The 19,900-nt window shown below is 71.4% G+C and carries 22 protein-coding genes and 1 pseudogene; 7 read left to right on the top strand and 16 right to left on the bottom strand.

The window, feature by feature from the left end; genetic code table 11:
• The first annotated feature begins 87 nt into the window (after positions 1-87).
• Both ABFX55_RS49110 and ABFX55_RS49105 read left to right on the top strand, forming a co-directional pair.
• Entirely contained in the window at positions 88-2,094 is a 2,007-nt protein-coding gene (locus ABFX55_RS49110) for a hydantoinase/oxoprolinase family protein (protein ID WP_346131080.1), read from the top strand.
• A complete protein-coding gene (locus tag ABFX55_RS49105) occupies positions 2,091-3,914 on the top strand; it encodes a hydantoinase B/oxoprolinase family protein (protein WP_346131078.1) in 1,824 nt (607 codons plus the stop codon). The genes ABFX55_RS49110 and ABFX55_RS49105 overlap by 4 nt, the downstream gene beginning before the upstream one ends.
• Here the strand turns inward: ABFX55_RS49105 and ABFX55_RS49100 are convergent.
• The 11 genes from ABFX55_RS49100 to ABFX55_RS49050 form a co-directional block, all read right to left on the bottom strand.
• Positions 3,874-4,221, bottom strand: a complete 348-nt coding sequence (locus ABFX55_RS49100; RefSeq protein ID WP_346131076.1) for a Uma2 family endonuclease — start codon at positions 4,219-4,221, stop codon at positions 3,874-3,876. The two genes, ABFX55_RS49105 and ABFX55_RS49100, sit on opposite strands and share 41 nt — an antisense overlap.
• A 24-nt stretch (positions 4,222-4,245) precedes the next feature.
• Entirely contained in the window at positions 4,246-4,458 is a 213-nt protein-coding gene (locus ABFX55_RS49095; protein ID WP_346131074.1) for a hypothetical protein, read from the bottom strand.
• A gap of 54 nt (positions 4,459-4,512) precedes the next feature.
• Positions 4,513-5,151, bottom strand: a complete 639-nt coding sequence (locus tag ABFX55_RS49090) for an adenosylcobinamide amidohydrolase (RefSeq protein WP_346131072.1) — start codon at positions 5,149-5,151, stop codon at positions 4,513-4,515.
• Positions 5,148-5,912, bottom strand: a complete 765-nt coding sequence (locus ABFX55_RS49085) for an ABC transporter ATP-binding protein (protein WP_346131070.1) — start codon at positions 5,910-5,912, stop codon at positions 5,148-5,150. Before ABFX55_RS49085 ends, ABFX55_RS49090 begins: the two co-directional genes overlap by 4 nt.
• Positions 5,909-6,868, bottom strand: a complete 960-nt coding sequence (locus tag ABFX55_RS49080; protein ID WP_346131493.1) for a FecCD family ABC transporter permease — start codon at positions 6,866-6,868, stop codon at positions 5,909-5,911. Before ABFX55_RS49080 ends, ABFX55_RS49085 begins: the two co-directional genes overlap by 4 nt.
• Before the next feature lie 71 nt (positions 6,869-6,939).
• Positions 6,940-7,896 carry an ABC transporter substrate-binding protein gene (locus ABFX55_RS49075; RefSeq protein ID WP_346131068.1) on the bottom strand — a complete coding sequence of 319 codons (957 nt, stop codon included), beginning with the start codon at positions 7,894-7,896 and terminating at the stop codon, positions 6,940-6,942.
• Between the two features lie 196 nt (positions 7,897-8,092).
• On the bottom strand, positions 8,093-8,953 hold the full coding sequence (locus tag ABFX55_RS49070) for a Gfo/Idh/MocA family protein (RefSeq protein WP_346131066.1): 861 nt from the start codon (positions 8,951-8,953) through the stop codon (positions 8,093-8,095).
• Between the two features lie 5 nt (positions 8,954-8,958).
• Positions 8,959-9,759, bottom strand: a complete 801-nt coding sequence (locus ABFX55_RS49065; RefSeq protein WP_183658492.1) for an SDR family NAD(P)-dependent oxidoreductase — start codon at positions 9,757-9,759, stop codon at positions 8,959-8,961.
• Positions 9,756-10,943: a cytochrome P450 gene (locus tag ABFX55_RS49060; RefSeq protein WP_346131064.1), complete on the bottom strand. Its 1,188-nt coding sequence runs from the start codon at positions 10,941-10,943 to the stop codon at positions 9,756-9,758. The genes ABFX55_RS49065 and ABFX55_RS49060 overlap by 4 nt, the downstream gene beginning before the upstream one ends.
• A complete protein-coding gene (locus ABFX55_RS49055; protein WP_346131062.1) occupies positions 10,889-11,890 on the bottom strand; it encodes a phosphotriesterase family protein in 1,002 nt (333 codons plus the stop codon). The genes ABFX55_RS49060 and ABFX55_RS49055 overlap by 55 nt, the downstream gene beginning before the upstream one ends.
• Positions 11,881-12,630 (bottom strand): phytanoyl-CoA dioxygenase family protein, encoded by a 750-nt coding sequence (locus ABFX55_RS49050; RefSeq protein ID WP_346131060.1) that lies wholly within the window; start codon positions 12,628-12,630, stop codon positions 11,881-11,883. Before ABFX55_RS49050 ends, ABFX55_RS49055 begins: the two co-directional genes overlap by 10 nt.
• 90 nt (positions 12,631-12,720) lie before the next feature.
• Between ABFX55_RS49050 and ABFX55_RS49045 the strand changes: the two genes are divergently transcribed.
• The 3 genes and pseudogenes from ABFX55_RS49045 (at position 12,721) to ABFX55_RS49040 (ending at position 14,385) form a co-directional block, all read left to right on the top strand.
• Entirely contained in the window at positions 12,721-13,377 is a 657-nt protein-coding gene (locus ABFX55_RS49045) for a hypothetical protein (protein ID WP_346131058.1), read from the top strand.
• 95 nt (positions 13,378-13,472) lie between these two features.
• Positions 13,473-13,907: pseudogene (locus tag ABFX55_RS50125) on the top strand (LLM class flavin-dependent oxidoreductase); the annotation flags it as partial.
• Between the two features lie 85 nt (positions 13,908-13,992).
• A complete protein-coding gene (locus ABFX55_RS49040; protein WP_346131056.1) occupies positions 13,993-14,385 on the top strand; it encodes a hypothetical protein in 393 nt (130 codons plus the stop codon).
• A gap of 3 nt (positions 14,386-14,388) precedes the next feature.
• Here the strand turns inward: ABFX55_RS49040 and ABFX55_RS49035 are convergent, their stop codons facing one another.
• Positions 14,389-15,333, bottom strand: coding sequence for a zinc-binding dehydrogenase (locus ABFX55_RS49035; RefSeq protein ID WP_346131054.1), 945 nt, complete (start codon positions 15,331-15,333; stop codon positions 14,389-14,391).
• A gap of 107 nt (positions 15,334-15,440) precedes the next feature.
• Here ABFX55_RS49035 and ABFX55_RS49030 point away from each other — a divergent pair, with 107 nt between their 5' ends.
• Positions 15,441-16,022, top strand: coding sequence for a histidine phosphatase family protein (locus ABFX55_RS49030; protein WP_183658480.1), 582 nt, complete (start codon positions 15,441-15,443; stop codon positions 16,020-16,022).
• On the opposite strand, the gene ABFX55_RS49025 is transcribed toward ABFX55_RS49030, so the two are convergent.
• The 4 genes from ABFX55_RS49025 to ABFX55_RS49010 all read right to left on the bottom strand — a co-directional run bounded on the left by ABFX55_RS49025 (position 16,000) and on the right by ABFX55_RS49010 (position 18,280).
• The gene (locus tag ABFX55_RS49025; RefSeq protein WP_346131052.1) at positions 16,000-16,761 is read right to left on the bottom strand and encodes a hypothetical protein; all 762 of its coding nucleotides are present in this window, start codon (positions 16,759-16,761) and stop codon (positions 16,000-16,002) included. The genes ABFX55_RS49030 and ABFX55_RS49025 overlap by 23 nt on opposite strands.
• Before the next feature lie 115 nt (positions 16,762-16,876).
• Complete coding sequence (locus ABFX55_RS49020) at positions 16,877-17,134, bottom strand: hypothetical protein (protein ID WP_183658475.1); 258 nt, start codon at positions 17,132-17,134, stop codon at positions 16,877-16,879.
• Between the two features lie 87 nt (positions 17,135-17,221).
• On the bottom strand, positions 17,222-17,458 hold the full coding sequence (locus tag ABFX55_RS49015; RefSeq protein ID WP_183658472.1) for a DUF397 domain-containing protein: 237 nt from the start codon (positions 17,456-17,458) through the stop codon (positions 17,222-17,224).
• Positions 17,459-18,280, bottom strand: a complete 822-nt coding sequence (locus ABFX55_RS49010) for a helix-turn-helix domain-containing protein (protein ID WP_183658469.1) — start codon at positions 18,278-18,280, stop codon at positions 17,459-17,461.
• A 224-nt stretch (positions 18,281-18,504) separates the two neighbouring features.
• Between ABFX55_RS49010 and ABFX55_RS49005 the strand changes: the two genes are divergently transcribed.
• Positions 18,505-19,014 carry an ATP-binding protein gene (locus tag ABFX55_RS49005; protein ID WP_346131049.1) on the top strand — a complete coding sequence of 170 codons (510 nt, stop codon included), beginning with the start codon at positions 18,505-18,507 and terminating at the stop codon, positions 19,012-19,014.
• Positions 19,015-19,900 lie beyond the last annotated feature (886 nt).

Below are 19,900 nucleotides of genomic sequence, written 5' to 3'. Positions count from 1 at the left end.
GCTCCCTACGTGCGACAAGACCAGACTGCCTGCGGTCCGCCGAAAGTCAATCGTGACAAGCGCTTGCTTGAGTCCTACGTTATCGGCGTGGGATACCAGTTGGGTGTCGATGTCGGCGGCACCTTCACCGACGTCGTGCTGCGCGCTCCTCATGGCGAGGTCTCGGCCGTCAAGTGCCTCAGCACGCCCGACGACCCTCTCTTGGGCATCATGAGCGGTATCGCTCAGGCGCTCGGCGACGTTACTCCCTCACTGATCACCAGGGTCGTGCACGCCACCACGCTGGCCACGAACGCGGTGCTGGAGCGCACGGGCGCGAGGGTGGCGTTCGTGACGACGAAAGGCTTCCGCTCCCTGATACTGCTCGGCCGCTACGCACGGGTCGAGGAGGACCGCTACGACCTGCGCTTCACCCCGCCCGTCCCGCCCGTGGCCGCCGAGGACTGCTTCGAGGTGGAGGAGCGCGTGGGCGCGGACGGCTCGGTACTGGCTCCCCTGTGTCCGGAGTCGGTACGGCGGGCGGGCCGCGAGATCGCCGCTCGCGGGATCACCTCGGCCGCCGTGTGCCTGCTGCACTCCTATGCCGACTCCTCGCACGAGCGCCAGGTGGCCGAGCTGCTGCGGGAGTTCGTGCCCAGCGTGGTGATCTCCTCGGAGGTGTGGCCGGAGCTCAGGGAGTATGAACGAGCCACCACCACCATCATGTCCGGATATGTCGGGCCGCTCATGGCGTCGTACCTGACCAGGTTCCAGGACGAACTGCGCTCCTTCGGCATCACCGCCCCCGTGCACGTCATGGAGTCGGGCGGCGGCGTCATGTCGGCCGCCCAGGCGGCGCGCAGGGCGGTGGCCACGATCGAGTCGGGGCCCGCGGCTGGCGTGCTGGCCGCTACGCTCACCGGGCACCCCGACGTGATCTCCTTCGACATGGGCGGCACGACCGCCAAGACGTGCGTGATCAGGAACGGCCGGCCCGAGATCACCCACGAGTTCCACGTCGGCGGCAAGGGCAGCTTCGGCGGCCGTCGCGCGGGAACCGGCGTCCCGGTGAAGACCCCTGCCATCGACCTGGCCGAGGTGGGCGCGGGCGGCGGCAGCATCGCCTGGGTGGACGCCGCGGGCGCGCTGCGCGTGGGCCCCCGCTCGGCGGGCTCCTCCCCCGGGCCCGCCTGTTACGGGCTGGGCGGCTCCTCCCCCACCGTCACGGACGCCAACCTGATCCTCGGCTACCTCTCTCCTCGCTCGTTCGCCGCCTTCCCGCTCTCCGCCGAGCTCGCGGAGAAGGCCGTGGACAGGGTGGCGGGCGTGCTCGGGGTGGCGAGGGAGGCGGCGGCGCATGCCGTGCACGAGATCGTCGGGGCGGCGATGGGCTCGGCGGTGCACGTGGTGACCGTGCAGCGCGGGATCGACCCTCGGGGGTTCGTCCTGGTGGCCTTCGGCGGCGCGGGCCCGATGCACGCCGCCAGGGTGGCAGGGAGGTTCGGCATCGGCACCGTCGTCGTGCCCGCCCTGTGCGGGGTCGCATCGGCGGCGGGGCTGCTGGCCGGTGAGCTGTCCACCGAGCGGGTCCTGTCGGCCCTGTCCGTCCCCGATCCCGGCGCGGTCTTCGCCGGTCTGGAGGCCGCCGCCCTGGCCGACCTCGGGGTCGCGGCAGGCGCGGCGGGCCTGCGGGTCGAGCGCTCGGTCGACGTGCGCTTCCGTGGGCAGGCGCACGAGCTCACCGTGCCATGGGGCCCGTCCGTGGACTCCGCGTTCTTCCTGAAGTACCACCAGGTGTACGGCATCGCCCAGGAAGGCGAGATCGAGGTCGTCAGCTACCGCCTGCGGCTCACCATCCCGGCCGGGCGGCGGACGGCGGGCGACCCCGGCACCCGAGAGGGGCCCACCGGCCAACCGCCCCGCAGCCGCCTCGCCTACTTCGCCGAGTGCGGCGGCTACGTCGACGTCCCTGTGCTCACCCGCGCCGCCGTGGGAGCCCTCCGGGGGCCCGCGATCATCGAGGACCCCGAGTCCACCATCGTCGTCCCGCCGGGCTGGAGCGCCGCCCTGTCGCCCGACGGCTCCGTCACGCTCAGAGGGGAGGGCGGCGCGTGAACGACGCCCTGACCGCCGAGGTCCTGCGCAACGCCCTCGTCGTGACGGCCGAGGAGGCGAGCGTCGTCGTCGTCAGGTCCGCCTACTCCACCTTCATCGTCGAGGGCTCCGACGCCAGCGCCGCCGTCCTCGACGTCCGAGGACGCCTGATCGCCCAGTCCATGGCGACCACGCTCATGAACAGCATGGCGCTCAAGGTCGCCCTCCCCTTCCTGCTGGCCGACCACCCGCCGGGCACCATGGCGCCCGGCGACGCCTACGTCATGAACGACGCCTACAGGGGCGGGGTCCACACCAACGACCTGCTCGTCTACCGCCCCGTCTTCGTGGAGGGCGAGCCCGCCTACCTCACCGCCACCATGATCCACGTCTCGGACCTCGGCGGCCTGTCGGCGGGCGGCATGGCCCCTCTCGCCACCGACATCTTCCTCGAGGGCCTCCAGCTGCCCCCTGTGCGGCTGGCCACCGCCGAGGGGATCGTGCCCGCCGTCGAGGCGATCCTGCGCGCCAACTCACGCACGCCCGACAAGGTGATGGGCGACGTCCGCGCGCTCCTGGCCGGCACCGCCGTCGCCGCGGCCCGCCTCTCCTGCCTGGTCTCGGAGTACGGCGCCGCCGGGCTGGCCGAGGGGATCGACGCCTACCTCGACTACACCGAGGCCCGCACCCGCGCCGCGCTCGCCGAGCTGCCCAGAGGCCGTTTCACCGCGTCGTACCCGATCGACGACGACGGCATCCACCCCGGCCGCCCGCACACCGTCCGTGTCACCGTCACCCTCCCCACCCATGGCACGGAGGCTCCGCAACCGGACACCGGGCAGTCGCGAGCTCGGGGGACGGCGGAACGCGGAGAGACCGAACGCGGAGAGAGCGGGGGCGGAGAGAGCGGGGGCGAGGGCGGGGCTTCGGCGGGCGCTCCCGTGGTGGTGGACTTCGAGGGGACCGGCCCTCAGGTGCCCGCCGCCATCAACTCCTCCGCCTCCCAGTCGATGGCGGCCGCCGTCTTCGCCGTGCGCTGCTTCCTCGATCCCACGATCCCCATGAACGACGGCTGCCTGCGCGCCATCGACGTGCGCCTGCCCGTCGGCTCGCTGCTCAACGCCACGCCCCCGCACCCCTGCGGCGGTCGCTTCGTGCCGATCTACGCCGCCATGGAGGCCGTCTTCCAGGCCCTCTCCGAGGCGGTGCCCGAGCGGGCCATCGCCGCCAGCGGCATCCTGCAGCCCTTCTCCATCGCCGCCGTCGGGGCGCCGTACTGGATCCACCTGTCCTACGACTTCGGCGGGGTCGGCGCCCGCCGCGGCCTGGACGGGCCCGACGCCACGGGCGTGCACTTCGGCATCGGCCGCAACTCCGTGCCCCAGGCCGAGCCGGTGGAGACGCGCTGCCCGATGATCGTGGAATCGGTCGAGACCATCCCCGACTCCGGAGGGCCAGGCACGTTCAGGGGCGGGCTCGGCTCCCGTACGGTGCTGAGGTTCCTGGCCCCCTGCCACGTCACCACCCGCGGCGACCGGCTGAGCCTGGCCCCGCAGGGCCGCGAGGGCGGGCTGCCCGGCAGGCTGGGCGGCTTCTACAAACGGCACCTGGACGGCACGCTGGAACGGCTGCCGTCGAAGGCCAACAACGTGCGGTTCGAGGAGGGCGAGGCGTTCGTCGTCGAGACGACGGGGGGAGGCGGTCTCGGACCCCCGCTGTCGAGGGAACGCGCCCTCGTCGAGGCCGACCTCAGGGCGGGCCTGATCACCGAGCAGGGCGCCGGGCGCGACTACGGACTGGTCATCCCCGCCGCTTCACCAGCTCGCCCGGGTCGAAGCTGACCTCGAACGGCGTGGACAGGGTGGCGAGCTCGCCCGCCTTGTGGACGACGGGCGGCTCGTAGGCGTGGCCGTCGAGCCGGTAGACGTAGAGCGCGGGCCCCTCGGACAGCTCGATCCGCCAGTAGACGGGGATGCCGGCGGCCGCGTAGGCCTCGGTCTTGAACCCCCGGTCGCGCGCCTGGGTGCTGGGGCTGACGACCTCGACGGCCAGCAACAGGTCGTCCGGAACGAACATCAGCTTGTCGTCCTCCATGGACTCAGCAGAGACGACGACGAGGTCGGGGATGTAGAAATCCTTGTCGCTCACCCGGAGGTTGACTGTGGGCAGCGGCTACATCTCAGGTGGAGCGGCGTCCTCCAGAATCCGTCCGAGACGGATGATCGCCAATTGGTGGAAGGAGGTGGGGGCAGGGCTCACGAGTAGGTTCCCGTTGAAGAGCTCGTAACGGTTCCCGTCGTCAGGGAACTTGAGCAGGTCGTCGACGGTGAACGGCGGCTCTCCTGGAAGAACCGTGCGCCTCGTGGTCGGTTCGGTCGTCGCCATCGCGGTCACCCACCCAGTCTCGCCCTGTCACACATGCTACTTCCCCCGATTCGGCTACTTTCCGTCACGAGGCCGCCACGAAAGCGCGCCCTGCCGTACCGCCGCGTGGACGGCGCGGGCGACGCGGGCGCCGTACGGCGAGCGGGGCCCGCCGAAGATCTCCTCGGGCCCCGAGGAAGGGACGGCCACGCAGACGGCGTCCGAAGCGGTTCCCGTACACGGATAGCCCGCCTCGACCAGCGCCTGCGTCTTGGCCTCCGTGGCGGTCATCACCACGTTGACCAGCGCCGCGTCGGTCATCGCGACAGGCACGGTCACCATGATGTTGATCGTGCCCACCCGCATGGGCGCCAGCTCGGCATCGACGTGTCCCTCGGGGGCGGCGGCCCAGGTGGGCACGCGCAGCCCGACCGTGGCGACGGCCTCGACGCCGCCGTCCGAGCCCGTCGCGTAGCGGTCCACCGAGGCGGCGGTCATCATGCCCACCCCCTCACCCGCGGGGCCGAGCGAGACCAGGTGCTCCACCGGGTCCATGCGTGAGTATCCCGCCGCGACCTGGGCGTTCAGCACCCAGGAGCGGGCTCCGATGCCCCCTCCGAGCATCGCGGAGGAGATCATCCGCCAGCCCGGGCCGAACTCCCACAGCAGCGCGCCGAGGCGCTCGCCCTCCTCGATGCGGTACGACAGGTTCAACGGCCCCTCACCAGGTGGACGACGGGCCGCCCGTCGGGGCCCGGCTCGATCTTGACGTGCGCGTCGAAGTGCTTGCCCACCAGCGCCTCGGTCAGCACCTGGGACGGCCTGCCAGAGGCTATCGCGCGACCGTCGGCCAGGAGCAGGAGCCTGTCGGCGTACTGCCCCGCGAGGCTGAGGTCGTGCAGGGTGGTGACGACGGTGAGCCCGTCGGCGAGCCTGAGGTGGTCGACGAGTTCGAGCACCTGCTGCTGGTGGCCGAGGTCGAGGGCGGTGGTGGGCTCGTCGAGCAGCAGGACGGGCGCCTCCTGGGCCAGCGCCCTCGCCAGCACGACCCTCTGCCGCTCGCCGCCCGACAGGTTCTCCACCCGCCGCCCCGCCAGCGCCGTCAGATCGAGCCTGTCGAGCACCGAGGCGGTCACCTCCCTGTCCCTGCGGCTCTCGCGCCCGAGGTAGGGGATGTACGGCGTGCGTCCCAGCAGCGCGTAGTCGAAGACCGTCATGTCCGACGGCAGTCCGGGCGTCTGCGGGGCGAAGGCGACCGTCCTGGCCCGCTCCCTCGGACGGCCCAGCGGCACCGAGTCGAACAGGACCGAGCCCTCGCAGGGGATCAGCCCCATGATCGCCCGCAGCAGCGTCGACTTGCCCGCGCCGTTGGGGCCGATGACGGCCAGCCACTCGCCCCGCCGCACCGTCAGGGCGACGTCGGAGAGGACAGGCCGCCCTCCCAGCGCGACCGACAGCCCCTCGACCTCGATCACATTTCCGCCTTCCTGGTCATGCGCAGGACGCCGACGAAGAAGGGGGCGCCGATGAAGGCCGTGACGACGCCGATGGGCAGCTCGGCGGGGGCGATGACGGTGCGCGCGGCGAGGTCGGCCAGCACCAGGAAGGCGCCGCCGCCGATCAGTGAGAGCGGCAGGACGACCCGGTAGGAGCCGCCCGCGAGGCGGCGCACGACGTGCGGGACGACGATGCCGACGAAGGCGATGAGCCCGCTGACCGCGACGGCCGCCGCGGTCGCCAGGCAGGCGGCTACGAGCACGACGAGCCTGACCCTCGCGGCCCTGACGCCGAGCGCGGTCGCCTCGTCGTCACCGACCGACAGCACGTCCAGCATCCGCCCGTGCAGCAGGAGCACGGCGGTCGAGACCAGCGCGTAGGGGGCGATGAGCGCGATCTGGTCCCACCCGCCGTGCACGTCACCGAGGATCCAGGAGTAGATGCGCTTGAGCTCCTCGACCTTGAGCTGCTGGATGAACGTCTGGATGGCGGTGAGGAAGGAGGTGACGGCCACGCCCGCCAGGACCAGGGTGACGGTGCCACCGGACCGTCCCGCGGTGTTGCCGAGGGCGTAGGCGAGCAGGACGCCCCCGACCGCGCCCGCGAACGCGGCGGGAGGGATGGCGGCCCCGCCGCCGGGGACGAGCACGATGACCATCGTGACCGTGAGCCCGGCGCCCGCGGCGGCGCCGAGCAGATAGGGGTCGGCCAGCGGGTTGCGGAACACGCCCTGGTAGCCGCCGCCCGCGATGGCGAGCAGCCCGCCGACCGTGGCGGCGACCAGCACACGCGGCAGCCTGATCTGCCACAACAGGCCCTGCTCGATGGGGGCCAGCCCCGCGTCGATCTCGACGCCGGGCAGCCAGTCGAGCACCTGCAGCACGACCTGCCAGGGCGAGATGCCCGCCGCGCCGCCCAGCATCCCGGCGATCATGGAGAGCGCGAGGACCACGAGGGCGGCCACGATCCAGAGGGGCCTGGCCCTGGCGGGCGCGTGCGCGACCACTAGCGGCCGTTGGCCTTCTGCACGGCCTGGCCGATGGTCGTGGCCAGATCGACGATGCGCGGACCCCAGCGGGAGGCGATGTCGTCGTCGAGCTGGACGACGCTGTCGTTCTTGATCGCCTTGAGCTCCTTCCAGCCCGGCCGCTCGGACAGCGTCTGCCTGCTCTGCTTGCAGCACTTCACGTCGGCCAGGAAGATCAGGTCGGGGTCGGCCTGTGCGACGAACTCGGCCGACAGCTTGGGATAGCCGCCCGCCGCGTCGGGGGCCTTGTCGGCCACGTTGACCAGACCGAACATCGAGTAGATCTGGCCGATGAAGGTGTTGGAGGTCGCGGCGTAGGGCGTGGTGTCGAGCTCGTGGTAGTAGGTGAGCTTCTTGCCGTCCGTCGCCTGGGCGGCCAGCTTCTCCATCGCCGACTTCATGTCCGCGACGACCTTGTCGGCCTTGTCCTTGTTGCCCGTGGCGAGGCCGAGGTCGGCGATCTCGTCGTAGGCGTCGTCGATCTTGGTGGCGGCCGGCTCGACGAGGACGGGCACGTTGACCTTGGCCAGCTCGGCGGCGATCGTGTCGTCGGAGGCGATGACCAGGTCGGGCTTGTGGGCGATGATCGCCTCGACGTTCGGCTTGAAGCCCGACAGGTCGGTCTTGGGCGCCTCGGCCGGGTGGTTGGACAGCGCGTCCACCGCGACGACCTGCGGGCCCGCGCCGATCGCGAAGAGGGATTCGGTCGCGGTCGGCGAGATCGAGACGATGCGCTCGGGCCGCTTGGCGATCGTGATCTCGCCGTTGGCCGCCTGCACCTTGGCGGGGAAGGCGGCGCCCTGCGAGGCGGAGGGGGCGGAGGAGGGGGCGTTGGACGAGGGAGCGCCGGACGGGGTCGCGCTGGTCTGGCCGCAGCCTGCCAGCATGACCGTTCCCAGCAGCGCGCCCGCGAAGGCCGTGCGTACGGGCCTCACGAGGAGTCCTTTCTGTCGGAACCGAGAGACCCGCGAAAACGCGACGGATCACCCTTTTCCACGAGGGTTGATGACGTCAGCGCAGCGGCAGGCGACCTGGCTTTGACAGTTGCGGGACAGCGCCGGAATCACACCGGACTTCGCTGCGGCACTACGCGTCGGACAAACGTTATCAATTCTCCCCGTGGGCCCGAAGTCAAGGGGTGTTGAGCTGGGCCTCCGCCTCCGCGATGACTTCCTGCAGGTGGAGACCGCGCGCCGCGTCGAGCGGGTGGCCGCCGCCCCGGCGTACGGTCATGGCGAACTCCTCGGCCACGACGGAGAGCGGGTCGTCGTCGAAGTGGGGCAGGCGGGCGCTGCCGAGCGTGCCGTAGACCTCGACGCGCTGCGGCGGCAGGTCGCCGGCCGCGGCCATGGACAGCGACACCTCGCTGACCGCGCCGCCCTCGTGCTCCAGCAGCAGGCCGACCCACCTGAGCGGGTGGCCGTGCGCGCGGACGCCGACCACCCTGCCGAGCGCGGCGTCGAGCAGGTCGATGACGTGCGGGCCGACGTCGAGGAGCGCGCCGCGCTCGAGCCGCCAGGGCGTGGCGAAGGGGCCGCCGCTGGTCAGCGCGCCCGAGATGTTGGCCGCGTGGCCGCCGAACGCCTCGATCTGGGCGCACCTGGCCAGGAAGTCCTTGGTCTGTGGGGCGTAGCGGAGCGTGAGCAGCATCTGGGAGGCGACGCCCGCCTCGGCCACCGCGTCGGCCAGCCTGCGCGCGCCGTCGAGATCGGCCGCGAGGGGCTTCTCCAGCAGCAGCGCCTTGCCCGCCTTCGCGGCCTTCACGGCCAGCTCGGCCTGGACGGCGGGCGGCACGCAGAAGGCCACCGCCTCCACCGCGTCGAACAGCTCCTCGATCCGCTCGTGGACGGGGGCGCCCAGCCTGGCCGCGGCCTCGGGACGGCGCGCCCACACGCCGGCGAGCCTGGTGTGAGGCCCCTTGGCCAGCATGGGCGCGTGCGCCATCTCCGCCCAGGGTCCAGCGCCGATCAGTCCTACCGCGACAGGCTCCATGATCTTCACTCTAGGCCCTGCCATGTGTGGATGGCGTGCTCGGGCCGGTGCGCGGAGGTGCCCGAATCGATGACCAGGCTCTGTCCCGTGACGCAGCGCGCCTCGTCGGAGGCGAGGAAGGCGACCAGCGCGGCCACGTCCTCCACCTCGCACGGCCACGGCAGCAGGCGCTCCGCGGCCTTGTCGGCCAGGCGGGAGGGGCCGAGCGCGAGCCTGGCGGCCTCGGTCATGACGAGGGCGGGGGCGACGGCGTTGCAGCGGACGCCGCGGGAGCCGTACATGGTCGCCACATAGCGGACGAAACCGGTGAGCGCCGCCTTGGAGGTGCCGTAGGCGGCGTGGTCGACGTCGCCGAGGTAGCCGGAGAGGGAGGAGGTGATCACGATGGCCGAGCCGCTGCCCATGGCGGGGACGGCGTGCTTGACCATGAGCATCGCGCCGCGCAGGTTGACCGCCATCGTCCTGTCCCACACCCGGACGTCGAGGTCGGCCAGGTCGCCGTCGCGGCCGTAGACGTCGGGGTCGAGGCAGGCGGCGTTGGAGTGCAGCACGTCCAGGCGGCCGAAGCTGCCCACCAGATCGGCCACCGCCGCCGCGACCTGCACCTCTTCGGAGACGTCGCAGGCGATGGCCATGGCGGTGCCGCCCCTCGCCCTGATCGCCGCCGCGGTGCTCTTGGCGGCTGCCGAGCGCAGGTCGGCCACGCCGACGCAGGCGCCCTCGGCGGCGAGCCTGGCCGCGCAGGCGGCGCCGATGCCCGAGCCCGCCCCCGTGACCAGCGCCACCTTGCCGTCGAAGCGGCTCACCACTCCACCAGCAGGGACGGCAGTCCGCGCCCGACGATCGACCTGCGGTAGGCGACGGGCGTGCCGGGGACCAACTTGAGCTCGGGCAGGCGGCGGCCGAGCACCTCCAGTGCGGTGCGCAGCTGCAGCCTGCCGAGCGCGGCGCCGACGCAGAAGTGGATGCCGTAGCCGAAGACCATGTGCGCGTCGGCATTGGCCCTGTCGATCACGAAGGTCTCGGGATCGGGGAAGACGGTCTCGTCGTGGGCGGCGGAGTCGGTCGACAGCAGCACCAGCTCCCCGGCCGGGATGCGCACGGCGTGCAGTTCGACCTCGGCGGTGGTGTGGCGGAAGGAGCCGAGAGAGGCGCCGTCGATCCGCATGCACTCCTCGACCGCGTTCGGGATCCGCTCGGGCGGCACCGGCCAGAGGCCCTCGCGCAGCAGGCGCAGCACGCTGTTGCCGAGCTGGTTGGGCACGGTGTCGTTGCCGCCGAGCAGGATCGTGGAGATCAGCTCGACCACCTCGCGGTGGGTGAGCTCCTTGCCGATGAGGGAGGTCATCAGCGAGGTGAAGTCGTCGCGCGGCTCCTTGGCCCTGGCCGCGACCAGCCTGTCGACGTAGTCGAGGTAGGTGAGGAAGCTGTCGGCCAGCTCCAGCTGCCTGTCCGGCGGCTGGGGCGAGAGGAACAGCTGGAACCAGTCCTTGACCCTGTGCTGGACGAAGCTCTCGTCGGACTCCGGCACGCCGATGAAGGCGGCGGTGAGCTTGACCGAGGGCTCGTGCGCGATCTCCTGGACGAAGTCGGCCTCGCGGCGCCCGGCCAGCCGGTCGAGCAGGTCCTCGTTGAGCTCGCGGAAGCGGCGCTCCATGGCGGCCACCGCGCGCGGGGTGAAGGCGCGCGAGACCGAGCGGCGCAACCGGGTGTGGTCGGGCGGGTCCACGTTGGCCACGAAGCTGGACAGGAACGAGCCGTGCTCGCCGAGCTTGCTCCTGGTCTCCTGGGTGAGGCTGCGCGAGATCGTGAGCGAGCCCTTCGAGGAGAAGACGCGCGGGTCGCCGTAGGCCGCGCGCACGTCGGCGTACCTGGTCAGGACGTAGGCGCCCAGGTGTGGGCTGCGGAAGACCGGCTGCTCGTGCCGCAGCGTTCTCAGGAAGTCGTACGGCGAGGCGACGTGCCAGTCCTGGGTGACGTCGAAGTCCATCCGAGGATCCTCCGCGGGTTGTCGACGAGCATCTGGTGGATCTGTTCCTCGGTCACGCCACGCCTTCGCAGCTCGGGCAGGACGTCGGCGGGAATGTGGAGCAGGTGGTAGTTGGGGTGGCGACGCCGTACGACGTCGGGGTCGAACCTGTCGTTGAAGCAGTAGGAGTCGTGGGACAGCACGAGCCTGCCCGCGTGGCCGCGCTCGCACAGGGCGGCGACCACCGAGCACCTGTCGGCGAAGGAGCTGATCGTCTCGATGCCGAAGCGGTCCATGCCGAGGAAGGAGCCGTTGGCGATGAGCTCCTCCAGGTAGGCGAGGTCGGTGGAGTCGCCGGCGTGGCCGATGACCACCCTGGTGAGGTCCACGCCCGCCTTGGCCAGGACGCGCTGCTGCTCCAGCCCTCCCGGCTGGGCGCTGTGGGTGGTGATGGGCGCGCCGGTGGCCACGTGCGCCTCGGCCACCGCCCTGAAGACCCGCTCGCAGCCCCGCGTCATGCCGAGGTGGTCGGAGGCGCACTTGAGCATCGCCGCCCGCACGCCCGTCCTCCCGATGCCCTCGGTGAGGTCCCTGACGAAGAACTCCGCCAGCCGGTCGGCGCCGCCGAACAGGCTCCCCGGGCCGCGGTTGCCGAAGTAGGGCGGCAGCGCGTCGTAGGTGTAGAGCCCGGTGGCCACCACGATGTTGACCTCGGTCAGCTCGGCGACCCGCTGGACGGCGGGCACGTAGCGGCCGAGGCCGACCACGGTGAGGTCCACGATGGTGTCGATGCCCGCCGCCTTCACCGCGTCGAGCTTGGCGGCGGCCTCGCGCGCCCTGACCTCCAGGTCCCACCCCTCGGGGATGTCGGGCCAGTTCCAGAGGATCTCAGGGCTCAGGCCGAAGACGTGCTCGTGCATGAGCGTGGCGCCGAGGTCGCCGACCTCGCCCTTCACCGTCACAGGCATGGGAACCTCGGGTGGTCGAAGGGCTGGTTCACCGCGAGCCCCAGCCCGTCGGTCTGGCCGTACGGCATGCCGGTGTAGAGCGCGTCGGCGTCGAAGTAGGTGGCGGTGAACGACAGCCTCGGGCTGTCGCGCCGGTTGGCCGGCGCGCCGTGCACGGTCAGGGCGTGGTGCACGGTCGCGTCGCCCGCCCTGAGGTCGAGCGGCGGTGAGGTCTCCAGCTCCTTGAGCCACGGATGCTGGGTGAGCTGGTCGTCGCCCGCCCTGGTGAAGCTCCTGCCGAGCAGGCCGTGGCGGTGCGAGCCGCTGTAGAAGCGCAGCGAACCCATGTCGGCGGGCACGTCGACCAGCGCGAGCCAGATGGTCAGCATGGCCGAGCGGTCCATGGGCATCCAGGGGAAGTCCTGGTGGAACTCGGTGGCGCCGTGCTCGCCCGGCTCCTTCACCAGCAGGTTGGTCACCTGCAGCCGGACGGAGGCGACACCGTGCAGCAGCCGCACGGCGTTGGGCGCCAGAGCGGCGCTCAGCTCGCCGAACAGCGGGTCGTCCGCCGCGACGTCGCGGGACTGTCCGAAGGCCTGGTCGACCAGCGTCGCGTGGACCCTGGACCTCTCGCCGATCCTGGCCAGAGCGCGTTCGCGCAGGACGGACACGCCTGCGGGGTCGAGCAGGCGCGGCAGCCGTACCCAGCCGTCGGTGTGGAAGAAGGCGACCTCGTCGTCGGTCGCGGGGCGCACGTCCATCCCCACAGTGTCTGAGCAAGCGCTTGGTAAAACAAGATTGAGTAGGGACCTACTCATGCGCCGGATCGGCGCCGGGCGGAGTCTCTGAGCATGACCAGCCTCGACACGACTCCCCGGTCGGGAGCCGACACCTTCGCCCGCTACGCCATGATCGCCTCGGCGGTCGTCGCACCCCTGACGCTCGGACTCACCCTCCTGCTCGCCCCCGGCGACATCACCGCCGAGGGCGCGGCCTACGTCGGAGGCTTCGTCGCCGAGGCGGGCTCCTACCCGACCGCGGCCTGGCTCTCGGCCCTCAGCGCGATCACCATCATCCCCGGCGCCCTGGCGGTCGCGAGGGTCGCCCGGGCGGGCAGGCCGGCTCTCGGCCTGGTCGCCATGATCCTCGCCTTCGTCATGATCGTGCCGGTGGGGGGCAACTCCGACGACGTCCTGTACGCGGGCGTCCAGGCGGGAGTGGATCCCGCCACCCTCACCAAGATCTACACCGCCTACGGGGAGAGCCTGCCCACCTCGATCTTCGGCATGTCCTTCTTCCTCGGTCTGCTCGGCTTCCTCCTGCTCGGCGTCGCGGCCCTGCTCGGCGGGACCGCCCCCCGATGGGCGGCGATCACGTTGATCGTCGCTCCCGTGCTGGTGCCCGTCCCCTGGTTCGCAGGGCTGGGCGACCTCGCGGCGGGCGGCGCCTGGCTGCTGATGGCGATCGGGATGGGCGGCGTCGCGCTCGGCCTGCTGAACGAGCGGTGACCTCCACGGCGGGCCGTACAGGACAGGAGGGGAACCCTGTACGGCCCGCCCTCCTCCGCCTAGCCTGTCTACCAAACGCTTGCTAGGGAGACGGGATGCGGCGGTTCAGGTTCGCGGCGGTCGTACGGCAGGCCGAGTCGGGCAAGGCATGGGCGGACAGGGCCAGGCGCCTTGAGGCCACGGGCTTCGACGTGCTCCTCGTACCCGACCACCTCGTCGGCCCCCGCCTGGCGCCTTTCGCGGCCATGACGGCGGCCGCCTGCGCGACCTCCAGACTGAGGGTCGGCACGCTGGTGGCCGCCAACGACTTCAGGCACCCCGCCGTGCTGGCCAAGGAGAGCGCCACCCTCGACCTGCTGTCCGACGGCCGCCTGGAGCTCGGGATCGGCACCGGTTGGATGGCGGCCGACTACAGCGCGGCGGGGCTGCCGCTCGCCCCTCCCGGCGTGCGGGTGGCCAGGCTGGCCGAGGCGGTGACCGTGCTCAAGGGGCTGTGGGGCGAAGGCCCCTTCTCCTTCTCCGGCGCGCACTACCGGATCGAGGCGCTGGACCAGCAGCCCAAGCCCGTCCAGCGCCCGCACCCCCCGGCTCCTGCTGGGCGGCGGCGGCCCCCGCATGCTCACCCTGGCCGCCCGCGAGGCCGACGTGGTCAATCTCGGGATGCGGGTGCGCGCCGACGGCACGGGCCCCGACGGCGCGGACGCGGGGCTCGCGGCGTTCCTCTCCAAGCTCTCCCTGGTTCGCGAGGCCGCAGGGGAGCGCTACGACCGGCTGGAGCTCGGGACCAGCATCCAGCAGGTGGGCACGGCCGGCCCGGTGGAGTCGTGGAGCGCGGCCGACCCCTCGGGACAGGGCGAGACTCCGCAGGTGCTGCTCGGAACGCATCGCGACATGGTCGACAGGCTCCGCCACTGGAGGGACGGCTACGACCTGTCTTACTTCGTCCTCCACCACGAGCGCGACCTGGACGCCTTCGCCCCGATCGTCGAGGAGCTGTCCGGCCGCTGAGGGTCAGGGGATCAGGACGACCTTGCCCGTCGTGGCGCGGCTCTCCAGCGCGGCGTGCGCGGCCGCGGCCTCGGCCAGCGGGAAGGCGTGGATCTCCGGCGACAGCCGGCCGGCGGCGGCGGCCTCGAGGGCGCGCTCCTCCAGGCCGCGCAGCCCGCCGGGCCAGCCGAGGATCCGCTCGATGGCGTAGATCGAGGTGATGTCCCTGGCCTTCACCTCCTCGGGCGTGGGCCCTTCGGCCTCCTCGCGCGAGGCGTTGCCGTACACGATGTGCCTGCCACCGGGGGCCAGCAGCGAGAACGCCTCGCGGCCCCTGCTGCCGCCCACCCCGTCGAAGACCAGGCTCACCTCTCCGACCTGCGCGCTCCAGCCCGGCACGTCGTAGTCGACGGCGGGCCCCTGCACCTTCGCCACCTTCGCCGGCCCTCCCGCCGCCCCCACGACCCTGGCGCCGAGGTTGCGCGCGTGCTGAACGAGCAGGCGGCCGATGCCACCGGCGGCCGAGTTGACCAGGATGACGTCGTCGGCGGTGGGCGCGGCCAGGTCGATCAGCGCCATGGTGGTGGTGCCCGTCACGATCATGGCCGCCGCCTCCTCGAACCCGAGCTCGCCCGGCACGGCGTGCAGCGACTCGACCGAGGCCACACTCAGCTCGGCGTACCCTCCGGGCCTGCTCCTGCCGGTCACGACCCTGCGGCCGATCCACGACCCGTCGACGCCGGGCCCGACGGCGTCCACCACGCCCGCCACCTCACCGCCGAAGACGGCAGGCAGCTCGGGCACCGGCGGGCCGATCGTCACCCCGGTGCGCAGCAGCGTCTCGATGAGGTGCACGCCCGCGGCCTTCACCGCGATGCGCACCTCCCCCTCGCCGGGCACAGGGTCCTCGACGCTCTCGTAGGAAAGGTTCTCGGCGGGGCCGAAGGCGTGCAGGACGACGGCGTGCATCAGCTTCTCCATTCGTGGTGCTCGCCACCCACGATGCAACCTCAAGCCGAGTTGAGGTCAACCCGGGGGGCAGGCGGGCGGGCGCGGTCGGAGATGATGGTCCTGATATGGACGAGATGATGCTCTTGAGACACGGCGAGACCGAGTGGAGCAGGGCGGGCCGCCACACCGGCCGCACCGACCTGCCGCTGACCCCCCACGGCGAGGACCAGGCGAGGGCGCTGGCCCCGCTGGTGAAGGCGCGCTCCTTCGACCTGGTGCTGGTGAGCCCCGCGGCCAGGGCGCGCCGTACCGCCGACCTGGCAGGACTGACTGACTACGAGGTCGACCAGGACCTGTGGGAGTGGGACTACGGCGGCTACGAGGGCATCACCACGCCGACGATCCGCGAGAGCCGTCCTGGCTGGTACCTGTGGAGGGACGGCGTCGTCCCCGGCGACCACGACCATCCCGGCGAGAGCGCCGAGCAGGTGGCGGCCAGGGCCGACCGGGTGATCGCGCGGGCGAAGGGGGCCGAGGGCCAGGTGGCGCTGGTCGCGCACGGTCACTTCCTGCGCGTGCTCACCGCCAGATGGCTGGGCCTGCCGCCGCAGAACGGCAGGTTCTTCAGGCTCGACACCGGGACCTACTCCCGGCTGGGCTTCGAGCACGCCGAACCGGTGATCCTCAACTGGAACGCGCCGGTGTAGGCGAGAGCCTGCTACCGGGGAACGGCACCAGAAGCGTCTCCCTCCAGGGCCCCGACAGGTAGTCGCGGGCCCGCTTGCCCCAGGTGAGCAGCCGCTCGTCGGGAACGGCCTCGTCGTCGAGCCCGAGGGCGGCGTCCCTGGCCCGCTGCGTGGCCAGGTGCGCGTCGAGGGTGGTGCCCCAGACCGTGACGACCTCACTGTCACAGAACAGCACCTCGTACAGGCCGACCAGCGTGTGGCCGTGGTCGGCCAGGATGGGCAGGCGTTCGGAGCGGACGGCCTCGAGATAGTCGAGGGCGGCGCCCGGCCGTACGGAGGCGCTCTCGAAGACGAACAGCGGAGCGGGCCGCGCCGAGGACAGCGCGGGACTGCCGTGGACGGCGCCGAGCGGCCTGGAGAAGGCAGAGAAGCGCAGGTCGTCGATGTCGGACAGGAACAGGCGCGAGTCGACGCCCGAGTAGATCTCCATCATCTGCCGCCAGCCGCCCTCCCACCCGCCGTGGCAGTCCCACAACGTGACGGCCTTGAACTGCTGGTGGCCGGTGATGCCGACGGCGTAGAAGGCGCCCACGAGGTCGATCTCGCGGGAGCGGATGGACATCCCCTCGGTCAGTTCGGGCGCGGCGCGCCCGGCGTCCTCCTGCTTGTAGCGCGTCAGCCAGGTGAGGTACTCCAGCGGCCTGCGGGAGTTCATCGGCCGGAAGTCGACCTCCTCGAGCAGGTGGATCCCTCGTCGCACACGGGCCTCCCGAGATCGAACCAAGCGATTGCTCGGGTTCGAGCGTATCTCAACGAGCGACGTGCGCAACTCTCTCCATGGTCGGCGATCGGCCGAACCGGCACGTTCCTGTTGATCAGGCCACGGCAGGCACCGGCTGGGGCCCGCGCCCCGTGAGCCACTCGAGCACCCTGCGGTGCCCCGAGGCGGCGTCCTCGAAGTGGCCCCAGTGCCAGTAGCGGGGCTGGTCACGCACCCCCGTCACCCAGGTGCGGTAGGAGACCGTCCCGTCGGGGACGGCGGCGCCCACGCCGTAGGTGCGGATCACGACCTTGCCGCCTGGCGCGATGAGCACGTCGTCGGCGATCGGGTAGAGCGTCATCTGGTCGATCATGAGTGAATCCTGCAGGAGCCTCGAGACCGGACTATTACGCCTTCCGGCGCACCCCGTTAAGCGGGTGCGCCGGAGGTGAACACCGTGTTAAACCAGCAGGCCGTCGAACTCCCCGTCCTTCACCCCGAGCACCAGGGCCCGGATCTCGTCACGGGTGTAGATCAGCGCGGGGCCCTCGGGGAAGCGCGAGTTGCGGACCGCGATCCCGCCGTCTGGAAGCTCCGCGAGCTCCACGCAGTTGCCCTGCGAGTTGCTGTAGCGGCTCTTGCGCCAGGCGACCTCGGTGAGGTCGGTGGCGGGCATGCCGTTGTAGGTGTGCTCCATCTACATCTTTCTGAGAAGACCGTCGATGAGCTCCACGGTGCCGCCCGGCGTGGTGCTCTCCACGCACAGCTGCTCCATGGCGGTGAGGTACGGGTCGATGTCCTCACGCTTGTCCAGGTACAGGGCACCCCAGAGCTGTTCGACGTAGACGACGTCCGACAGGTCGGACTCGGGAAACCGCATGATGCTGAAGGCGCCCCCTTCGGCGGCGTGCATGCCGTACCTGAAGGGCATCACCTGAATGGTGATGTTGGGGAAGGTCGCCACGTGCAGCAGATGCTGAAGCTGTTCGGACATGACCTCTCCGCCGCCGATCGTCCTCCGCAGGGTCGCCTCGTCAATGACCGCCCACAGACGGGGGCCGTCCTTGCGGGTGAAGCGCTCCTGCCGCTGCATGCGCAGATGCACGCGCTGATCGATGTCCTCGGGAGTGGCGTCGGGGTTGCCGAGCTGGTAGACCGCCCTGGCGTAGTTCGCCGTCTGCAGCAGGCCGGGCACGAACTGCACCTCGTAGGTGCGGATCAGGCTCGCGGCCTCCTCCAGGCCCACATAGGTGGAGAACCACTGGGGAAGGACGGCAGAGTACTTGTGCCACCACCCGGGGGTGTTGGCTTCGCGGACCATTTCCAGCAGGGCCCGCCGCTCGGCGTCGTCGCTGACGCCGTACAGCGTGAGAAGGTCTTCCACATCACGTGTCTTGAAGCCGACGCGGCCGAGCTCCATGCGGCTGATCTTGGACTCGGAGGCCCTGATGTGGAATCCGGCCACATCACGGGTGAGTCCGCGCTCCTCGCGCAGGCGACGCAGGCTGGCGCCGAGCATGATGCGCCGAACGGTTGAGCCAGAACCCGGCGGATCCATGGACACGTGCTGCTCCTTGGTCGTTTCCGTACCAGACAGTCTGTCACCTCGCGCCCCAAAGATCATGGGTCGCGACAAGATCCCCCTTTGCCACCCGATTTACCGATACCTGGCAAACCGTAGCGGCTGGCCCTTACTTCTGCACGTGCATTCGCTCTTGCACCTGCACGAGACTCTGCCCCAGAATGATCAATGTGCAGTCCACCAAACCCCTCGGCCTGTGGACCACCCTCGACTGGTGGCCCCCGGTCGGCTGGTGGCCTGAGGCGGCGCGCGACCTCGTCGTTCCCGGCACGGCGATCGGCGCGAGCGCCACCTTCGTCCTGCCGCCCTCGGCCGCCTCCGTCCACTCCGCCCGCAGCTTCACCCTCGGCACGCTCTCGGGCTGGGGGCTCGGCGAGCTCTCCGACAACATGGAGCTCGTGGTCTCCGAGCTGGCCACCAACGCGCTGCGCCACGGCCTCACCCTGGCCGAGGCCAGGCACCACGAGCCGGTGCGCATGTCGCTGGTGCGCAGAGGCGCGCTCGTCACCTGCGCGTTCACCGACCCCGCCGCCTCCGTGCCCGTGCTGCGCTACCCGGGCCCGCTCGACGTCGGAGGGCTCGGACTGCACATCGTGGAGTCGCTGAGCCTGCGCTGGGGCTGGTCGGCGCTCTCGCCGTACGGGAAGATCGTCTGGGCCGTTCTCTCCTGAGTGCGAAGCCCGGACACCCGGGCAACGAGCGCGTATGCTGAGTTCTGCCTCGCATCACATGAGAAAACGTGCGCCAGCCTCCGAGTCTGGGACGCACGTTTCTCATTGGTAGTGAGGGCCACGTGGATGGTCAAGGCTCAAGGCGAGTCCCCGCGCGCGACCCACTGAGAGTGCTGACAGATGGATGATCACCTGCTCGGCTGGCTGCGAACACTGGACGAAGCGAGGCTCGCGCGCGTCCTCTCCAACCGACCTGATGCCATAGCGGCACCGTGGCCGCGGCGGCTCGACACGCTCGCCCAGCGCCTGGGCAACGGCTTCGCCGTCATGGAGGCCATGCGGGCGCTCCCGCTGCCGTGTCTGGAAATCGCGCAGGCCTGCCTGGTGCTCGGCGACCGCACTCCGCCCGAGCGCCTGGCCGCCTTCCTCGACGCGCCCGTCGCCACGGTCGCCCCCTGGCTCGACGTCCTCTACGACCACGCACTGGCCTGGCCCGACGACGAGGGCCGCGTCCACCTGGCCGAGGCGGTCTCCCGCTGGTGGGCGGCGCCTCTCGGCCTCGGCGAGCCGCTCGACCACTACCTCAACTCCTGGACCGTCAGCAACGACACCCTGCGCGCGCTGGCCCGCAACCTCGGCCTTCCGCCCCACGGCAACAAGCGGCGCACGATCGCCAGGGTGACCGAGGTGCTCTCCGACGGCGTACGGCTGGCGGCCCTGCTGCGCAACGCCCCCGAGGGCACCGAGCGGCTGCTGGCCGACTTCGCGTGGGACGGCCCCGTCCGCGACGTCGACGGCGGCAGGTTCGTGATGCTGGGCACGCCGGAGAAGTGGGCCGCCGACCACGGCCTGCTCTACCGCCCTCGATGGGAGGTCGCCGAGATGC

This window comes from Nonomuraea roseola, from assembly GCF_039535395.1.
In the GTDB taxonomy this organism is placed as follows: domain Bacteria; phylum Actinomycetota; class Actinomycetes; order Streptosporangiales; family Streptosporangiaceae; genus Nonomuraea; species Nonomuraea roseola.
This window is presented reverse-complemented; position numbering and strand designations above follow the sequence as displayed.